General features: G+C 68.1%; 16 protein-coding genes. 8 read left to right on the forward strand and 8 right to left on the reverse strand.

Annotation, left to right across the window (positions count from 1 at the left end):
• Positions 1–209: 209 nt before the first annotated feature.
• Positions 210–1,286: an S-methyl-5-thioribose-1-phosphate isomerase gene (gene mtnA, locus ACIGKL_RS21715; protein WP_397488501.1), complete on the reverse strand. Its 1,077-nt coding sequence runs from the start codon at positions 1,284–1,286 to the stop codon at positions 210–212.
• A gap of 169 nt (positions 1,287–1,455) precedes the next feature.
• On the opposite strand from mtnA, the gene ACIGKL_RS21720 reads away from it, so the two are divergent.
• The 5 genes from ACIGKL_RS21720 to ACIGKL_RS21740 all read left to right on the forward strand — a co-directional run bounded on the left by ACIGKL_RS21720 (position 1,456) and on the right by ACIGKL_RS21740 (position 6,268).
• Entirely contained in the window at positions 1,456–2,775 is a 1,320-nt protein-coding gene (locus ACIGKL_RS21720; protein ID WP_397488502.1) for a TRZ/ATZ family hydrolase, read from the forward strand.
• 159 nt (positions 2,776–2,934) lie between these two features.
• Positions 2,935–3,633 (forward strand): bifunctional 2-polyprenyl-6-hydroxyphenol methylase/3-demethylubiquinol 3-O-methyltransferase UbiG, encoded by a 699-nt coding sequence (gene ubiG, locus ACIGKL_RS21725; protein WP_122108512.1) that lies wholly within the window; start codon positions 2,935–2,937, stop codon positions 3,631–3,633.
• Positions 3,633–4,304 (forward strand): N-acetylmuramic acid 6-phosphate phosphatase MupP, encoded by a 672-nt coding sequence (mupP, locus tag ACIGKL_RS21730; RefSeq protein WP_122108513.1) that lies wholly within the window; start codon positions 3,633–3,635, stop codon positions 4,302–4,304. The genes ubiG and mupP overlap by 1 nt, the downstream gene beginning before the upstream one ends.
• 54 nt (positions 4,305–4,358) lie before the next feature.
• Positions 4,359–5,099 carry a YciK family oxidoreductase gene (locus tag ACIGKL_RS21735; protein WP_397488503.1) on the forward strand — a complete coding sequence of 247 codons (741 nt, stop codon included), beginning with the start codon at positions 4,359–4,361 and terminating at the stop codon, positions 5,097–5,099.
• A 242-nt stretch (positions 5,100–5,341) separates the two neighbouring features.
• A complete protein-coding gene (locus tag ACIGKL_RS21740) occupies positions 5,342–6,268 on the forward strand; it encodes a GGDEF domain-containing protein (protein ID WP_397488504.1) in 927 nt (308 codons plus the stop codon).
• 103 nt (positions 6,269–6,371) lie between these two features.
• On the opposite strand, the gene rluB is transcribed toward ACIGKL_RS21740, so the two are convergent.
• The 5 genes from rluB to ACIGKL_RS21765 all read right to left on the reverse strand — a co-directional run bounded on the left by rluB (position 6,372) and on the right by ACIGKL_RS21765 (position 10,721).
• Complete coding sequence (gene rluB / locus ACIGKL_RS21745; RefSeq protein ID WP_397488505.1) at positions 6,372–7,529, reverse strand: 23S rRNA pseudouridine(2605) synthase RluB; 1,158 nt, start codon at positions 7,527–7,529, stop codon at positions 6,372–6,374.
• A gap of 82 nt (positions 7,530–7,611) precedes the next feature.
• Positions 7,612–7,794 carry a DUF1289 domain-containing protein gene (locus ACIGKL_RS21750; protein WP_397488506.1) on the reverse strand — a complete coding sequence of 61 codons (183 nt, stop codon included), beginning with the start codon at positions 7,792–7,794 and terminating at the stop codon, positions 7,612–7,614.
• A gap of 97 nt (positions 7,795–7,891) precedes the next feature.
• Positions 7,892–8,683, reverse strand: a complete 792-nt coding sequence (scpB, locus tag ACIGKL_RS21755) for an SMC-Scp complex subunit ScpB (protein WP_397488507.1) — start codon at positions 8,681–8,683, stop codon at positions 7,892–7,894.
• Positions 8,680–9,378: a segregation and condensation protein A gene (locus ACIGKL_RS21760; RefSeq protein ID WP_397488546.1), complete on the reverse strand. Its 699-nt coding sequence runs from the start codon at positions 9,376–9,378 to the stop codon at positions 8,680–8,682. Before ACIGKL_RS21760 ends, scpB begins: the two co-directional genes overlap by 4 nt.
• A gap of 128 nt (positions 9,379–9,506) precedes the next feature.
• Positions 9,507–10,721: a tryptophan--tRNA ligase gene (locus ACIGKL_RS21765; RefSeq protein ID WP_397488508.1), complete on the reverse strand. Its 1,215-nt coding sequence runs from the start codon at positions 10,719–10,721 to the stop codon at positions 9,507–9,509.
• Between the two features lie 163 nt (positions 10,722–10,884).
• Between ACIGKL_RS21765 and ACIGKL_RS21770 the strand changes: the two genes are divergently transcribed.
• The gene (locus ACIGKL_RS21770; protein WP_397488509.1) at positions 10,885–11,238 is read left to right on the forward strand and encodes a PA2779 family protein; all 354 of its coding nucleotides are present in this window, start codon (positions 10,885–10,887) and stop codon (positions 11,236–11,238) included.
• A 194-nt stretch (positions 11,239–11,432) separates the two neighbouring features.
• Here the strand turns inward: ACIGKL_RS21770 and ACIGKL_RS21775 are convergent, their stop codons facing one another.
• Positions 11,433–12,059: an L-threonylcarbamoyladenylate synthase gene (locus ACIGKL_RS21775; RefSeq protein ID WP_397488510.1), complete on the reverse strand. Its 627-nt coding sequence runs from the start codon at positions 12,057–12,059 to the stop codon at positions 11,433–11,435.
• Positions 12,060–12,072: 13 nt separating this feature from the next.
• Positions 12,073–12,939 (reverse strand): PHP domain-containing protein, encoded by an 867-nt coding sequence (locus tag ACIGKL_RS21780; protein ID WP_397488511.1) that lies wholly within the window; start codon positions 12,937–12,939, stop codon positions 12,073–12,075.
• 119 nt (positions 12,940–13,058) lie between these two features.
• On the opposite strand from ACIGKL_RS21780, the gene ACIGKL_RS21785 reads away from it, so the two are divergent.
• On the forward strand, positions 13,059–13,358 hold the full coding sequence (locus ACIGKL_RS21785) for a YciI family protein (RefSeq protein WP_397488512.1): 300 nt from the start codon (positions 13,059–13,061) through the stop codon (positions 13,356–13,358).
• A 36-nt stretch (positions 13,359–13,394) separates the two neighbouring features.
• Positions 13,395–13,775 (forward strand): translation initiation factor 2 (IF-2, GTPase), encoded by a 381-nt coding sequence (locus tag ACIGKL_RS21790; protein WP_397488513.1) that lies wholly within the window; start codon positions 13,395–13,397, stop codon positions 13,773–13,775.
• Positions 13,776–13,778: the final 3 nt, after the last annotated feature.

The raw sequence follows: 13,778 nt of genomic DNA on the forward strand, positions 1-13,778 counted from the left end.
TTTTTCTGGTGAAACTCCGCGTCATTCTTCCTGAACGCCATGGAGTACGTCGCCATGGCCTCAGGCCATCAGCGACTCACGACAAATCAACGAGTTATGCCACGATTCGATGCAGTGAAGGCGGCTGTAGCCAGCCCCCTTGAAAACTGCCGGAGATTACCACAAAGCGTGCCGCGCACCTACCCCGCGACCGGCGCGCCAGCCCGCCGTCAGTGCAGGCGCTTGCGACACATCAACTGGGCCATCTTGGCGCTGTCCGGGCGCTCGACCACGCCTTTCTCGGTCACGATGTAGTCGATCAGATCGGCCGGCGTCACGTCGAACACCGGATTGACCACCGGCACATCAGCCGCCACCCGCTGCCCGGCGACCTCCAGCAGTTCGGCACCGCCACGCTCCTCCAGAACGATGTCCTCGCCGCTTTCCAGCGCCATGTCGATGGTCGAGCTGGGCGCCACCACCATGAAGCGCACGCCATGATGCATGGCGTTGACCGCCAGCTGGTAGGTGCCGATCTTGTTGGCCACGTCGCCGTTGGCGGTGATGCGGTCGGCACCGACTATCACCCAACTGATGCCCTTGGTCTTCATCAGGTGCGCCGCCGCGGCGTCGGCGTTCAGGCTCACCGGCACGCCGTCGCCGGCCAGCTCCCAGGCGGTCAGGCGCGCGCCCTGCAGCCAGGGCCGAGTCTCGTCGACATGCACGTGCTCGACCAGGCCCTCCAGGTGGGCCGCGCGGATCACTCCCAGTGCGGTGCCGAAACCGCCGGTGGCCAGGGCGCCGGCGTTGCAGTGGGTCAGCAGCACCTGCGGATTGCCTTGGTGCTTGCGAATCAGCTCCATGCCCAGCTGGGCCATGGTCAGGTTGGCTTCGCGGTCGCTGGCGTGGATGGCGACGGCTTCGGCCTCGAGCTGGCCCAGCGCGTCCTCGTCGTTGCGAATCCGCTGCAGCCGCTCGCGCATGCGCTGCAGCGCCCAGGACAGGTTGACCGCGGTCGGCCGCGACTCGCCAAGCCGGGCGAAGTCGGCCTCCAGCGCCGCGCGCCAGTCGCCGCCGGCCTGCAGCCGCGCGCGCGCCGCCAGCACCAGGCCATAGGCGGCGGCGATGCCGATGGCCGGCGCACCGCGCACCACCATGCCGCCGATCGCCTCGGCCACCGCCGCCGCCGAATCGAAGCGCAGCCAGGTCTGGCGCTGCGGCAAGCGACGCTGATCGAGCAGGTACAGGGCGCCGTCGCGCCAGTCGATTGCCTGAACCTTCTCCGCCGCCAGCAATTGCTCGCGCATCGCACACCTCGCCCTTCGCCGCCAAAAAATCGCGGATTATACGCAGACAAGCAGCTGCCGACCGAAGAATCCAGCCGGGCCGCGCCGGCCTTCGACTTCAAGCGCCGGATGTTCCTCTATACACTGGCGGCCTTCACACGCAACCTTCACGCCAAGCGGACCGCCGACCATGCCCGACGCCCCTCTCGACCTGCTGCTCCTGCCCACCTGGCTGGTGCCCGTGGAGCCGGCCGGCGTGGTGCTGCGCGAGCATGCCCTGGGCATCCGCGACGGCCGCATCGCCCTGCTCGCGCCGCACGCCGAGGCCCTGCGCCAGCCCGCCCGCGAGGTGCGCGAACTGCCGGGCTGCCTGCTCGCCCCCGGCCTGGTCAACGCCCACGGCCACGCCGCCATGAGCCTGCTGCGCGGTATCGCCGACGACCTGCCGCTGATGACCTGGCTGCACGAACACATCTGGCCGGCCGAGGCCAAGTGGGTCGACGAGGCCTTCGTCCGCGACGGCACCGACCTGGCCATTGCCGAGCAGCTCAAGAGCGGCATCAGCTGTTTCTCCGACATGTACTTCTACCCGCAGGTCGCCGCCGAGCGCGTGCACGCGGCCGGCATGCGCGCGCAGATCACCATTCCCGTGCTGGACTTCCCGATTCCCGGCGCCCTGAATGCCGCCGAGGCGCTGCGCAAGGGCCTGCAGCTGTTCGACGACCTCAAGCAGCACCCGCGCATCCGCATCGCCTTCGGCCCGCACGCGCCCTACACGGTGAGCGACGACAAGCTCGAGCAGATCCGCGTGCTGGCCGACGAGCTGGACGCCGGCATCCATATGCACGTGCACGAGACCGCCCAGGAAGTGACCGAGGCCCTGGCCCAGCGCGGCGAACGGCCGCTGGCGCGCCTGGCCCGCCTCGGCCTGCTCGGCCCGCGCTTCCAGGCCGTGCACATGACCCAGATCGACGACGCCGACCTGGCGCTGCTGGTGGAGCACAACTGCAGCGTGATCCACTGCCCGGAATCCAACCTCAAGCTGGCCAGCGGCTTCTGCCCGGTCGAGCGCCTGTGGCAGGCCGGTGTCAACGTCGCCATCGGCACCGACGGCGCGGCGAGCAACAACGACCTCGACCTGCTCGGCGAGACCCGCACCGCCGCGCTGCTGGCCAAGGCCGTGGCCGGCTCGGCCACCGCCTTGAACGCCCATGCCGCGCTGCGCATGGCCACCCTGAACGGCGCCCGCGCGCTCGGCCTGGACACCCAGATCGGCTCACTGGAAGTCGGCAAGCTCGCCGACCTGGTCGCCTTCGATCTCTCGGGCCTGGCCCAACAGCCGATCTACGACCCCGTGTCGCAACTGATCTACGCCAGCGGCCGCGACTGCGCCAAGCACCTCTGGGTCGGCGGCAAGCAGCTGCTGGACGATGGCCGCCTGACGCGCATGGACGAAGACGAGCTGATCGCCCGGGCCAGTGCCTGGGGCGAGCGGATCGCCAAGCGGTAGCCCGGATGAAATCCGGGAAATAGCGATCCGCCCAGGCCACAACGCCGATACGACTGCGACAAACTGACATACATTGAACGACCCCGAGCCGTCCCATGCCGGAGCCGAAACTGGCAACATGACGGCGATACGCTTTCCATGCTTTGAATAGAGATGCTTATGAGCAACGTCGACCGCGCCGAAATCGCCAAATTCGAGGCCCTGGCCCATCGCTGGTGGGACCTTCAGAGCGAGTTCAAACCCCTGCACGACATCAACCCGCTGCGGGTCAACTGGATCGACGAACGCGTCGGCCTGGCCGGCAAGCGCGTGCTCGACGTCGGCTGCGGCGGCGGCATTCTCAGCGAGGCCATGGCCCAGCGCGGCGCCACGGTGATGGGCATCGACATGGGCGAGGCGCCACTGTCGGTGGCCCAGCTGCACCAGCTGGAGTCCGGCGTCGAGGTGGAGTACCGGCAGAGCACCGCCGAAGCCCTGGCCGAGGAACTGCCCGGCCAGTTCGACGTGGTCACCTGCCTGGAGATGCTCGAACACGTGCCCGACCCGTCCTCGGTGATCCGCGCCTGCCACAAGCTGGTCAAGCCCGGCGGCCAGGTGTTCTTCTCCACCATCAACCGCAACCCCAAGGCCTACCTGTTCGCGGTGATCGGTGCCGAGTACCTGCTGCGCCTGCTGCCGCGCGGCACCCACGATTTCAAGAAATTCATCCGCCCCTCCGAGCTGGGCGCCTGGAGCCGCGCCGCCGGCCTGGAGGTCAAGGATATCGTCGGCCTGACCTACAACCCGCTGACCAAGCACTACAAGCTGGAAGCCGACGTCGACGTCAACTACATGATCCAGACCCTGAAGGAGGCCTGATGCGCCTGCGCGCGGTTCTCTTCGACATGGACGGCACCCTGCTCGACTCGGCGCCGGACTTCATCGCCATCACCCAAGCCATGCGCGCCGCCCGCGGCCTGCCGCCGCTGGCGGACAAGGCGATTCGCGACCAGGTCTCCGGCGGCGCCCGCGCCATGGTCGCCTGCGCCTTCGCCGACGACCCGGACTCGGCCGCCTTCGAGGCCCTGCGCCAGGAATTCCTCGAACGCTACCAGGAGCACTGCGCGGTGCTGACCCGCCCGTTCGACGGCATCGACGCCCTGCTCGGCGACATCGAGCAGGCGCGCCTGCTGTGGGGCGTGGCCACCAACAAGCCGCTGCGCTACGCCGAGCCGATCATGCAGCGCCTGGGCCTGGCCCAGCGCTCGGCCGTGCTGGTCTGCCCGGATCACGTCGAACAGAGCAAGCCGGCGCCGGACATGCTGCTGCTGGCCTGCGAACAGCTCGGCGTGCAGCCCGGCGAAGTGCTGTTCATCGGCGACGACGCGCGCGACATCGAGTCCGGCCGCGCCGCCGGCTGCAAGACCGCGGCGGTCACCTACGGCTATATCCACCCCGACGACAACCCGCGCCACTGGGGCGCCGACGTGGTCGTCGACCACCCACTGGAGCTGCGCGCCGTGCTCGACCGCGCGCTCTGCAGCTGCTGACTCGTTGGGCTGCGCTGCGCTCAACCCAACCTACGCCATCACGAGATTCGATCCATGCTCGACTATCAAGCCCGCCCCAACCTGCTCAAGGACCGGGTGATCCTGGTCACCGGCGCCGGTCGCGGCATCGGCGCGGCGGCGGCCAAGAGCTTCGCCGCCCATGGCGCCACCGTGCTGCTGCTGGGCAAGACCGAAGCCAACCTCAGCCAGGTCTACGACGAGATCGAGGCCGCCGGTCATCCGCAGCCGGTGGTGATTCCCTTCAACCTGGAAACCGCCCTGCCGCACCAGTACGACGAACTGGCGGTGATGATCGAGAACGAATTCGGCCGCCTCGACGGCCTGCTGCACAACGCCTCGATCCTCGGCCCGCGCACGCCGCTGGAGCAGCTCTCCGGCGACAACTTCATGCGCGTGATGCACGTCAACGTCAACGCCATGTTCATGCTCAGCAGCACCCTGCTGCCGCTGCTCAAGCTGTCGGACGACGCCTCGGTGCTGTTCACCTCCAGTAGCGTCGGGCGCAAGGGCCGCGCCTACTGGGGCGCCTACGCGGTATCCAAGTTCGCCACCGAGGGCCTGATGCAGGTGATGGCCGACGAACTGGACGGCATCGGCAACGTGCGCGCCAACAGCGTCAACCCCGGCGCCACCCGCACCGCCATGCGCGCACAGGCCTATCCGGGCGAGAACCCGGCCAGCCGTCCGCTGCCGGAGGAGATCATGCCGGTCTACCTCTACCTGATGGGCCCGGACAGCAGCGGCGTCAACGGCCAGGCCTTCGACGCCCAGTAAAGCCAAGGCAGACCCGGCGCCCGCCGCCGGGTTACGCCGCGACAGAAATCCGCCGCCCGCCGGCGCAAGCGGCATCAGATTGCCACCTCCCCGCCGGACAACCGGCAAAAGCCGGCCATTGGCCACCTTCTTAGAGATATAAGTGACTGAATTCACAGAGCTTTCACTGAGTTTGAACCAGCTGGCATGAAATTCGCTCTAACCCTCTCGTCGTCGCTCTATAGCGCCAGAGGTTCAGCTCAATGGTTCCCCCCAGCCAAACCAACACCATCGATTTCGACGCCGCCAAGCTGCAGCGTTTGGGCTTCACCGGCAGCCGCAACCTGCCACTCAAACCCGCCAGCCTGGCCGAGCTGCGCCAGCAGCTGGGCCTGCAGCTGCAGACCAGCCTGGACGCCGAGCGCATCGTCAACCTGTTCTTCCGCGAAGTGCAGCGCCTGGTGCCGCTCGATGCCCTGGCCTTTCAGCATCCCTCGCATGACCTGCGCCTGGAGCTGGGCGATCGGGCGCCGCACTCGGCCGGCTACCGTCTGAGCCACGAGGGCGAATACCTGGGCGAGCTGATCTTCCGCCGCAAGCTGCGCTTCGCCGACGACGAACTGGCGCAGCTGGAATCGCTGCTGGCCTGTCTGCTGTTTCCGCTGCGCAACGCCCTGCTCTACCGCACCGCGCTGCAGAGCGCGCTGCGCGACCCGCTGACCGACACCGGCAACCGCATCGCCATGGATCAGGTCCTGCAGCGCGAGGTGGACCTGGCCCGGCGCAACCTGCAGCCGCTGTCGCTGCTGATGCTGGACATCGACCACTTCAAGCAGATCAACGACAGCCACGGCCACGCTCTCGGCGACGAGGTACTCAAGGCCGTGGCGCAGACCCTGAAGAACCAGCTGCGCAATATCGACATGGTGTTCCGCTACGGCGGCGAGGAGTTTCTCGTGGTGCTCTCCAACACCTGCCGCGAGGCCGCGGCGCTGGTCGGCGAGCGCCTGCGCTACGCCGTGCTGGCGCTGCAGTGCCTGGACGGCGGCCGGCCGATCGAGGTGTCGATCAGCCTCGGCTGCGCCAGCCTGCTGCCGGGCGAGTCCAGCGAGAGCCTGCTGCGCCGCGCCGACGGCGCCCTGTATATCGCCAAGCGCGAGGGACGCAATCGCCTGACCATGGCGGGATAAAGGCCGCGGCAAGCTGCAGGTTCGTAGCCCCAAGGGTGACAACCACGGATGGCAGGACAAAAAAAGGGGCCCCATACGGAGGCCCCTTTTTTCGGGATGGCGCTTAGCGCTTGCGGCCGAAGCCCGGGCGCTGGCCGTCGCCGGCCGGCGGACGCTTGCTCGGCGCGGCCGGGCGCGGTTTGCGCGCGGGACGCTCGGCCAGCTCCACCGCCGGGCGCGGCTGGCGCTTCTTCACGTCGCTCGGTCGCTCGGCCACCGGCGTACCGCGCCCGCCCTCGCGACGCTCGCCGCCGTCCTTACGTGGCGCGCGCGGCGGACGTTGCTCGCCACCCTGCGAGCGCGGCGCACGGGCCGGACGAGCGCCCTCGCCGGTCGCCTCGTCCGCCGCCGGACGCAGCACGCGCTTGGCCCGCGGTTCCACCGGCTTGACCGACTTGCGCTGCAGACGGTCGAGCTTGTCGCGCATCTTCTCCTTCATCGCCGGCAGCGCCTGCGGGGTCAGGCCGACCTCGGCGCTGAGGATGTCCACCTCGCGCTGCTCCATCTCGCGCCAGCGGCCCATGGTCAGCTCGGAGGTGAGGAACACCGGACCGAAGCGCACCCGCTTCAGGCGACTGACCACCAGCCCCTGGGACTCCCACAGACGGCGTACCTCGCGGTTACGGCCTTCCATCACCACGCAGTGGTACCAGTGGTTGAAGCCCTCGCCGCCGGGCGCTTCCTTGATGTCGGTGAACTTGGCCGGGCCATCCTCAAGCATGACGCCGCGCTTGAGGTTCTCCAGCATCTCCTCGGTGACTTCGCCGCGCACGCGCACGGCGTACTCGCGGTCCATCTGGTAGGAGGGGTGCATCAGGCGGTTGGCCAGCTCGCCATCGGTGGTGAACAGCAGCAGGCCGGTGGTGTTTATGTCGAGGCGGCCGATATTGATCCAGCGCCCCTCCTTCGGCCGCGGCAGACGGTCGAACACGGTGGGCCGGCCTTCCGGGTCGTCGCGGGTACAGATTTCGCCGTCCGGCTTGTTGTAGATCAGCACGCGGCGCACCGAGCCGGCGATCTCTTCGCGCTTGAGCAGGCGGCCGTCGAGGGCAATGGCGTCATGGCTGTCAACGCGCTGGCCGAGGCTGGCGGTGGCGCCATTGACCTTGACCCGGCCTTCGCCGATCCAGGTCTCGATCTCGCGACGCGAGGCCAGGCCCAGACGGGCCAGGACTTTCTGCAGTTTCTCGCCTGCAGGACGCGGTTGTTCGTGCTCTGTCATCTTGGGCACCTCCCGGTGTAGTAGCGGATGATCGAAGGGGCGCGAATCATACGCGCGGCAGGACTCTTAGGGTAGCCGAGAGTTAGCACTTGCGCCGGCCGGTCGCCTGCAGCGCCAACAGGCGCATGTCGGCTTCGGCCAACAGTGCCCGCCGTTCGGCCTTGTCCAGGCGCTTCCAGCCCTTGATTTCCTGGCGGCTGCGACCGCAGCCCAGGCAGATATCCTGCTCGAATTCGCAAACCTTGATGCAGGGACTCTTGCTCATGACGGCCACCTTGCGGGCATTGATCGAATGCGGGCAAGGATAAGGACAGCCGGCGCCTAGGCGGGATTGAAGAATTGCATGCCGCCCTTAAACGGAGTCAATGCAACGACTCGTCGGCATCCAGGTCGGCCATACGCTCGTCGCCCTGCTCGTCGTCTTCGGCCAGGCGCAGGTCGTCGAAATCGGTCTTCAGCCCCTGCTCCATGGTGTCCAGCTCGGCCAGCAAGCTGCGGAAGCTGGTTTCCTCGCGCGGCTCGACGGGCTCGCCGCCTTCCTGCAGCGCCAGGTCGGCGCGCGCCTGCAGCCCTGCCGGCACCTCGGCGTCGTCGTCCAAGGCCAGCTCGGGCTCCGGCTCCAGCTCGCGCAGGGCGGCCAGCGGTGGCAGCTCGTCGAGGCTTTTCAGGTTGAAGTGGTCGAGAAAGCCCTTGGTGGTGGCGAACATCGCCGGGCGCCCGGGCACGTCGCGGTAGCCGACCACGCGAATCCACTCGCGCTCGAGCAGGGTCTTGGTGATGTTGCTGTTGACCGCCACGCCGCGCACGTCCTCGATCTCGCCGCGGGTGATGGGCTGGCGGTAGGCGATCAGCGCCAGGGTTTCCAGCAGCGCGCGCGAGTAGCGTTGCGGGCGCTCCTCCCACAGCCGGCCGACCCAGGGGGCGAAACGCTCGCGCACCTGCAGGCGGTAGCCCGAGGCCACCTCCTTGAGCTCGAAGGCGCGCCCCTCGCAGGAATCGCGCAACAGCTCCAGCGCCGCCTTGAACTGCGCCGGCTCCGGTCGCTCGCCCTCCTCGAACAGCTCGTACAGGCGCTCCAGGGACTGCGGCTTGCCGGAAGCCAGCAGAAAGGCTTCGAGCAACTGGGCCAGTTCGCGAGGGTCGGTCAGGTTCATTCGGCTCGGGCTCGGACGTGGATGGCGGCGAAGGGCTCATTCTGCACCAGCTCGACCAGGGATTCCTTGATCAATTCGAGCACCGCCATAAAGGTCACCACCACCCCCAGGCGCCCTTCCTCGGCGGCGAACAGCTCGACGAAGGGCACGAAAGCGCCGCCCTTGAGGCGTTCGAGCACCTCGCTCATGCGCTCGCGGGTGGACAGCGCCTCGCGGGTGATCTGGTGACTCTCGAACATGTCGGCGCGGTGCAGCACCTCGGCCATCGATAGCAGCAGCTCTTCCAGGCTGACCTCCGGCAGCAGCTTGCGCGCGCGCGCCTCGGGGGCGTCCAGGCGCGGCACGACGACGTCGCGGCCGACCCGCGGCAGCTCGTCGAGGCCCTCGGCGGCGGCCTTGAAGCGCTCGTACTCCTGCAGCCGGCGGATCAGCTCGGCGCGCGGATCGTCCTCTTCCTCCTCGGCCTCGCTCGAGCGCGGCAGCAGCATGCGCGACTTGATCTCGGCGAGCATGGCGGCCATCACCAGGTACTCGGCGGCCAGCTCCAGGCGCACGCTGTGCATCAGCTCGACGTAGCCCATGTACTGGCGGGTGATTTCCGCCACCGGGATGTCGAGAATGTCGATGTTCTGCTTGCGGATCAGGTACAGCAGCAGGTCCAGCGGCCCCTCGAAGGCTTCGAGAAACACCTCCAGGGCGTCCGGCGGGATGTACAGGTCCAGCGGCAGCTCGGTGACCGCCTCGCCGTAGACCAGGGCGAAGGGCAGTTCCTGCTGCGCGCCGGCCTGACTGTCGAGGGATTCGCTCATCGGCTGCGGCTCGTTCATCGGTACTTCAGGCCCATGGCCAGGCGCACCTCGGCCAGGGTGTCGCGGGCCTCGTCGCGGGCGCGCTCGGCACCCTCGGCGAGAATGCTGCGCACCAGGTCGGGGCTGTCCTCGTAATCGATGGCGCGCTGCTGCAGCGGCGCCAGCTCGCCCTGCAGCGCCGTGCACAGCGCGCCCTTGCAGTCCAGGCAGCCGATGGCGGCGCTGCGGCAGCCATTGACCACCCAATGCAGCTGCTCGTCGCTGGAATACAGCTGGTGCAGCGGCCACACCGGGCAGCGCTGCGGCTCGCCCGGATCGTCGCGGTGCACCCGTGCCGGGTCGGTGGGCATGCGCCGCAGTTTTTCCTCGATCTCGGCGTCGCCGTCGCGCAGGAAGATCGCGTTGCCGCTGGACTTGGCCATCTTCTGCCCGTCCAGTCCGGGGATGCGCGCAAGCTCGGCGAGTAGCGGTTGGGGTTCGGCGAGGATCACCTTGGCGCTGCCTTCCAGGTAGCCGAACAGACGTTCCTGATCGCCCAGGGTGATGTTGCTCTGCTCCTTGAGCAGCGCCCGCGCGGTCTCCAGCGCCTCGCCGTCGCCCTGCTCCTGGTAGGCCTTGCGCAGGCTGCTGTAGAGCTTGCCGGCCTTCTTGCCGAGCTTGCCGATGGCGGCCTCGGCCTTGAGTTCGAAATCCGGCTCGCTGCCGTACAGGTGGTTGAAGCGCCGCGCCACTTCGCGGGCGAACTCGATATGCGGCAGCTGATCGGCGCCCACCGGCACCAGGCCGGCGCGGTACAGCAGGATGTCCGCCGCCTGCAGCAGCGGGTAACCGAGAAAGCCGTAGGTGGACAGGTCCTTGCCGGCCTGGCGCTCCTGCTGCTCCTTGTAGGACGGCACCCGTTCCAGCCAGCTCAGCGGGCAGATCATCGACAGCAGCAGATGCAGCTCGGCGTGCTCGGGCACCTGCGACTGGATGAACAGGGTCGCCGAGCTGGGGCTGACGCCCGCTGCCAGCCAGTCCACCGCCATGTCCATGACGTGCTGCGACAGCTGGCCGACCTCGGCATAGTCGGTGGTCAGCGCATGCCAGTCGACGATGCAGAAGAAGCAGTCGTACTCGTGCTGCAGCTTGACCCAGTTTTTCAGCACGCCATGGTAGTGCCCGAGGTGTAGACGGCCGCTGGGGCGCATGCCCGACAGCACGCGCCGCTCGGAGTCGATAAGGCTCAAACCGGTTTACCTAAACGAACAGACAAGGCGGCGAAGTATAGGGCAGCCGGGCGTCGAACGGGAAAACCCCGACGGGAACGCCGTCCGCCGCGCCCAGTCCAAACATTGATGCCGGCGCCGGCTCGCCGCGCCGGGGCCCACGACCACCCATCGGGAGCACACCATGAACAACAACGCCCTCTCCCTCTGCGCCAGCCTGCTGTTCGCCTGCCTGTTCGCCTTGGCCCTGCCGGCCCAGGCGCAGATGATCGGTACCGAGGAGGTCCTCGGCGAACAGACCCTCGCAGCCGAACGCGCCAAAGTCGACGCCCTGCTCGCCCGCAGCGACGTACAGCAAGCCCTGCAGACCATGGACGTGGCGCCGGAGCTGGCCCGCGAACGGGTCGATGCCATGACCCCGGCGGAAATCGCCAGCCTGTCGCAACGCCTCGACAGCCTGCCGGTGGCCGGTGCGCTGAGCGGCACCGACTTCATCATCATCTTGCTGGTGGCGATACTGGTGGCGCTGATTCTCTAGCGTGCCGCGTCAGCTCCCGCAGGCTGGGTTGGCGACGCCGAATACCAGTCTTGCAGGCGCAGATGAAGGCGGTGCGCCGCGCAACCCGCCAAACGAGGGACGGCGCTGCACCGATGGTGGGTTACGCCGCCCCAGATACAGCGGATCGGTCGAAAAACGCAACAGACGGCTAACCCACCCTACGCGCCGATGCTCTAGGGCTCGAGAAAAGGCGAGGGATCGCCACAGCCGACGCGGACGATTTCCGGCTCGTCGTCGGCCAGGTTGACCACGGTGGAGGCCTCCAGGCCGCCGAAGCCGCCGTCGATGATCAGCTCGACCTGGTGCTCGAGGATCTGGCGCATCTCGTAGGGATCGGACAGCGGCAGGTCGTCGCCCGGCAGGATCAGGCTGACGCTCATCAGCGGTTCGCCGAGCTGCTCCAGCAGCGCCAGGGCGATGGGGTGGCCGGGCACGCGCAGGCCGATGGTGCGGCGCTTGGGGTGCAGCAGCATGCGCGGCACTTCGCGGGTGGCGTTGAGGATAAAGGTGTAGGGCCCCGGGGTGTGGTTCTTCAGCAGGCGGAAGGCGGCAGTATCGACCTTGGCGAACAGGCCTATCTGCGACAGGTCGCGGCACACCAGGGTGAAGTTGTGCTTGTCGTCGAGCTGGCGCAGGCGGCGGATGCGCTCCACCGCGTTCTTGTCGCCGATGGCGCAACCCAGCGCGTAGGACGAATCGGTCGGATAGACCACCACGCCGCCACCGCGGATGATCTCCACCGCCTGTTTGATCAGGCGCGCCTGGGGATTCTCCGGGTGAACCTGGAAAAACTGACTCACGTTTGCTCCCTGCTCATGAAGTGACAGCGGGTGGCTGTGCATGTTCGAAGCGCTTCCAGAGCGCCGTCAGGTCGTCGGGCAACGGGCGGTACATGCCCAGTTCGGACCAGTCGCCCGGCGCATGGAAGTCGCTGCCGACGCTGGCCATCAAGCCGAATTCGCGCGCCAGAATCGCCAAGCCGCCGACCTGCTCGGCCGGCTGCATGCCATTGACCACTTCCAGGGCATGCCCGCCCGCCGCAACGAAGTCGGCGACCAAACGCCGACGCTTACTGCGAGTAAAGTCGTATTGCCACGGATGCGCCAGGCTGATCCAGGCGTTGGCCGCGCGCAGCGTGCCGACCGCCTCCTCCAGCGCCGGCCAGTGCTGCTTGACGTCGCCCAACTTGCCCGAGCCGAGCCACTTGCGAAAGGCCTCGGCGCGGTCGCGCACATGCCCGGCGCGCACCAGGAATTCGGCGAAGTGCGGGCGCGCCGGCGCATTGCCACTGTCGCCCAACTCCTGCTGCACCGCCCGCGCGCCCTGCAACGCCCCGGGCATGCCCTTGGCCGCCAGGCGTCGGTCGATTTCCTCGGCGCGCTGCCAGCGCCCGTGGTGCAACGCCTCGATGGCCGCACGCAAAGCCGGGGCGTCGCTGGCGAAGGCGTAGCCCAGCACGTGGATGGTGGCGCCGCCCCAGGTGCAGGACAGCTCGATGCCGTTGACCAGTTGCATGTCCAGGGCCTCGGCGGCGCGGCGCGCCTCGTCCAGTCCCTCCAGGGTGTCGTGATCGGTCAGCGCCAGCAGCCGCACGCCGCGCTCGAAGGCCCGGCTCACCAGCATGGCGGGGGCCAGGACGCCGTCGGAGGCGGTGCTGTGGCAGTGCAGATCGACAGTCATGGCGGCGCTTTCGTTGAGATTGATGTTTGTTATTATGCCGGCACATGCGACTTCTGGCTGCCGCCGCGCAGTAAAAAGCCTGCCCCCCGCTCCCTGATCGACCCCATCTAAGGACTGAGATGCTCTACGCCATCATCGCCACCGACGTCGAAAACTCCCTGAACAACCGTCTGGCCGCTCGCCCCGCCCACCTCGCCCGCCTCGAGGCGCTCAAGCAGGAAGGCCGCCTGCTGCTGGCCGGCCCGCACCCGGCGATCGACAGCAACGACCCGGGCCCGGCCGGTTTCAGCGGCAGCCTGATCGTCGCCGAATTCGACTCCCTCGTCGCCGCGCAGAGCTGGGCCGACGCCGACCCCTACCGCGCCGCCGGCGTGTACGCCAGCGTGGTGGTCAAGCCGTTCAAGAAAGTGCTGCCCTGATCCTTCCCCCGCTGCTTTCGCTTACAAGGAATCGCGATGCGCCCGATCCCGCTGTCCGTGCTGGCCACCCTGCTGCTGAGCTGCGCCCTGGCGCAAGCCGAGGAAACGTCTCCCCAGCCGCTCGCCGCGGCCACCTCGGTGGAGGCGCAGGCCGACGCCCTGGAACAGCGCCTGGCGCAGAGCGAACAGCTGCGTAGCGAACAGCAGGCCAACAGCGCCGCGCAGTTGCAACGCCTGCGCCAGGAAAACCAGCGTCTGCGCCTGCAACTCAAGGAAAGCCAGGCCCGACAGCAGCCCGGCCTGCTCAGCGAGGAACAGACCTGGTTCGCCCTCGGCGCCGGGCTCAGCCTGCTTTCCGTGCTGGTCGGAGCCCTGCTGCGCGGCCGCCGCAAGACCCGCCGCGAGTGGATCAACTGAGCG

The sequence above is a fragment of the Pseudomonas sp. NPDC077186 genome (assembly GCF_044543505.1).
GTDB lineage: Bacteria > Pseudomonadota > Gammaproteobacteria > Pseudomonadales > Pseudomonadaceae > Aquipseudomonas.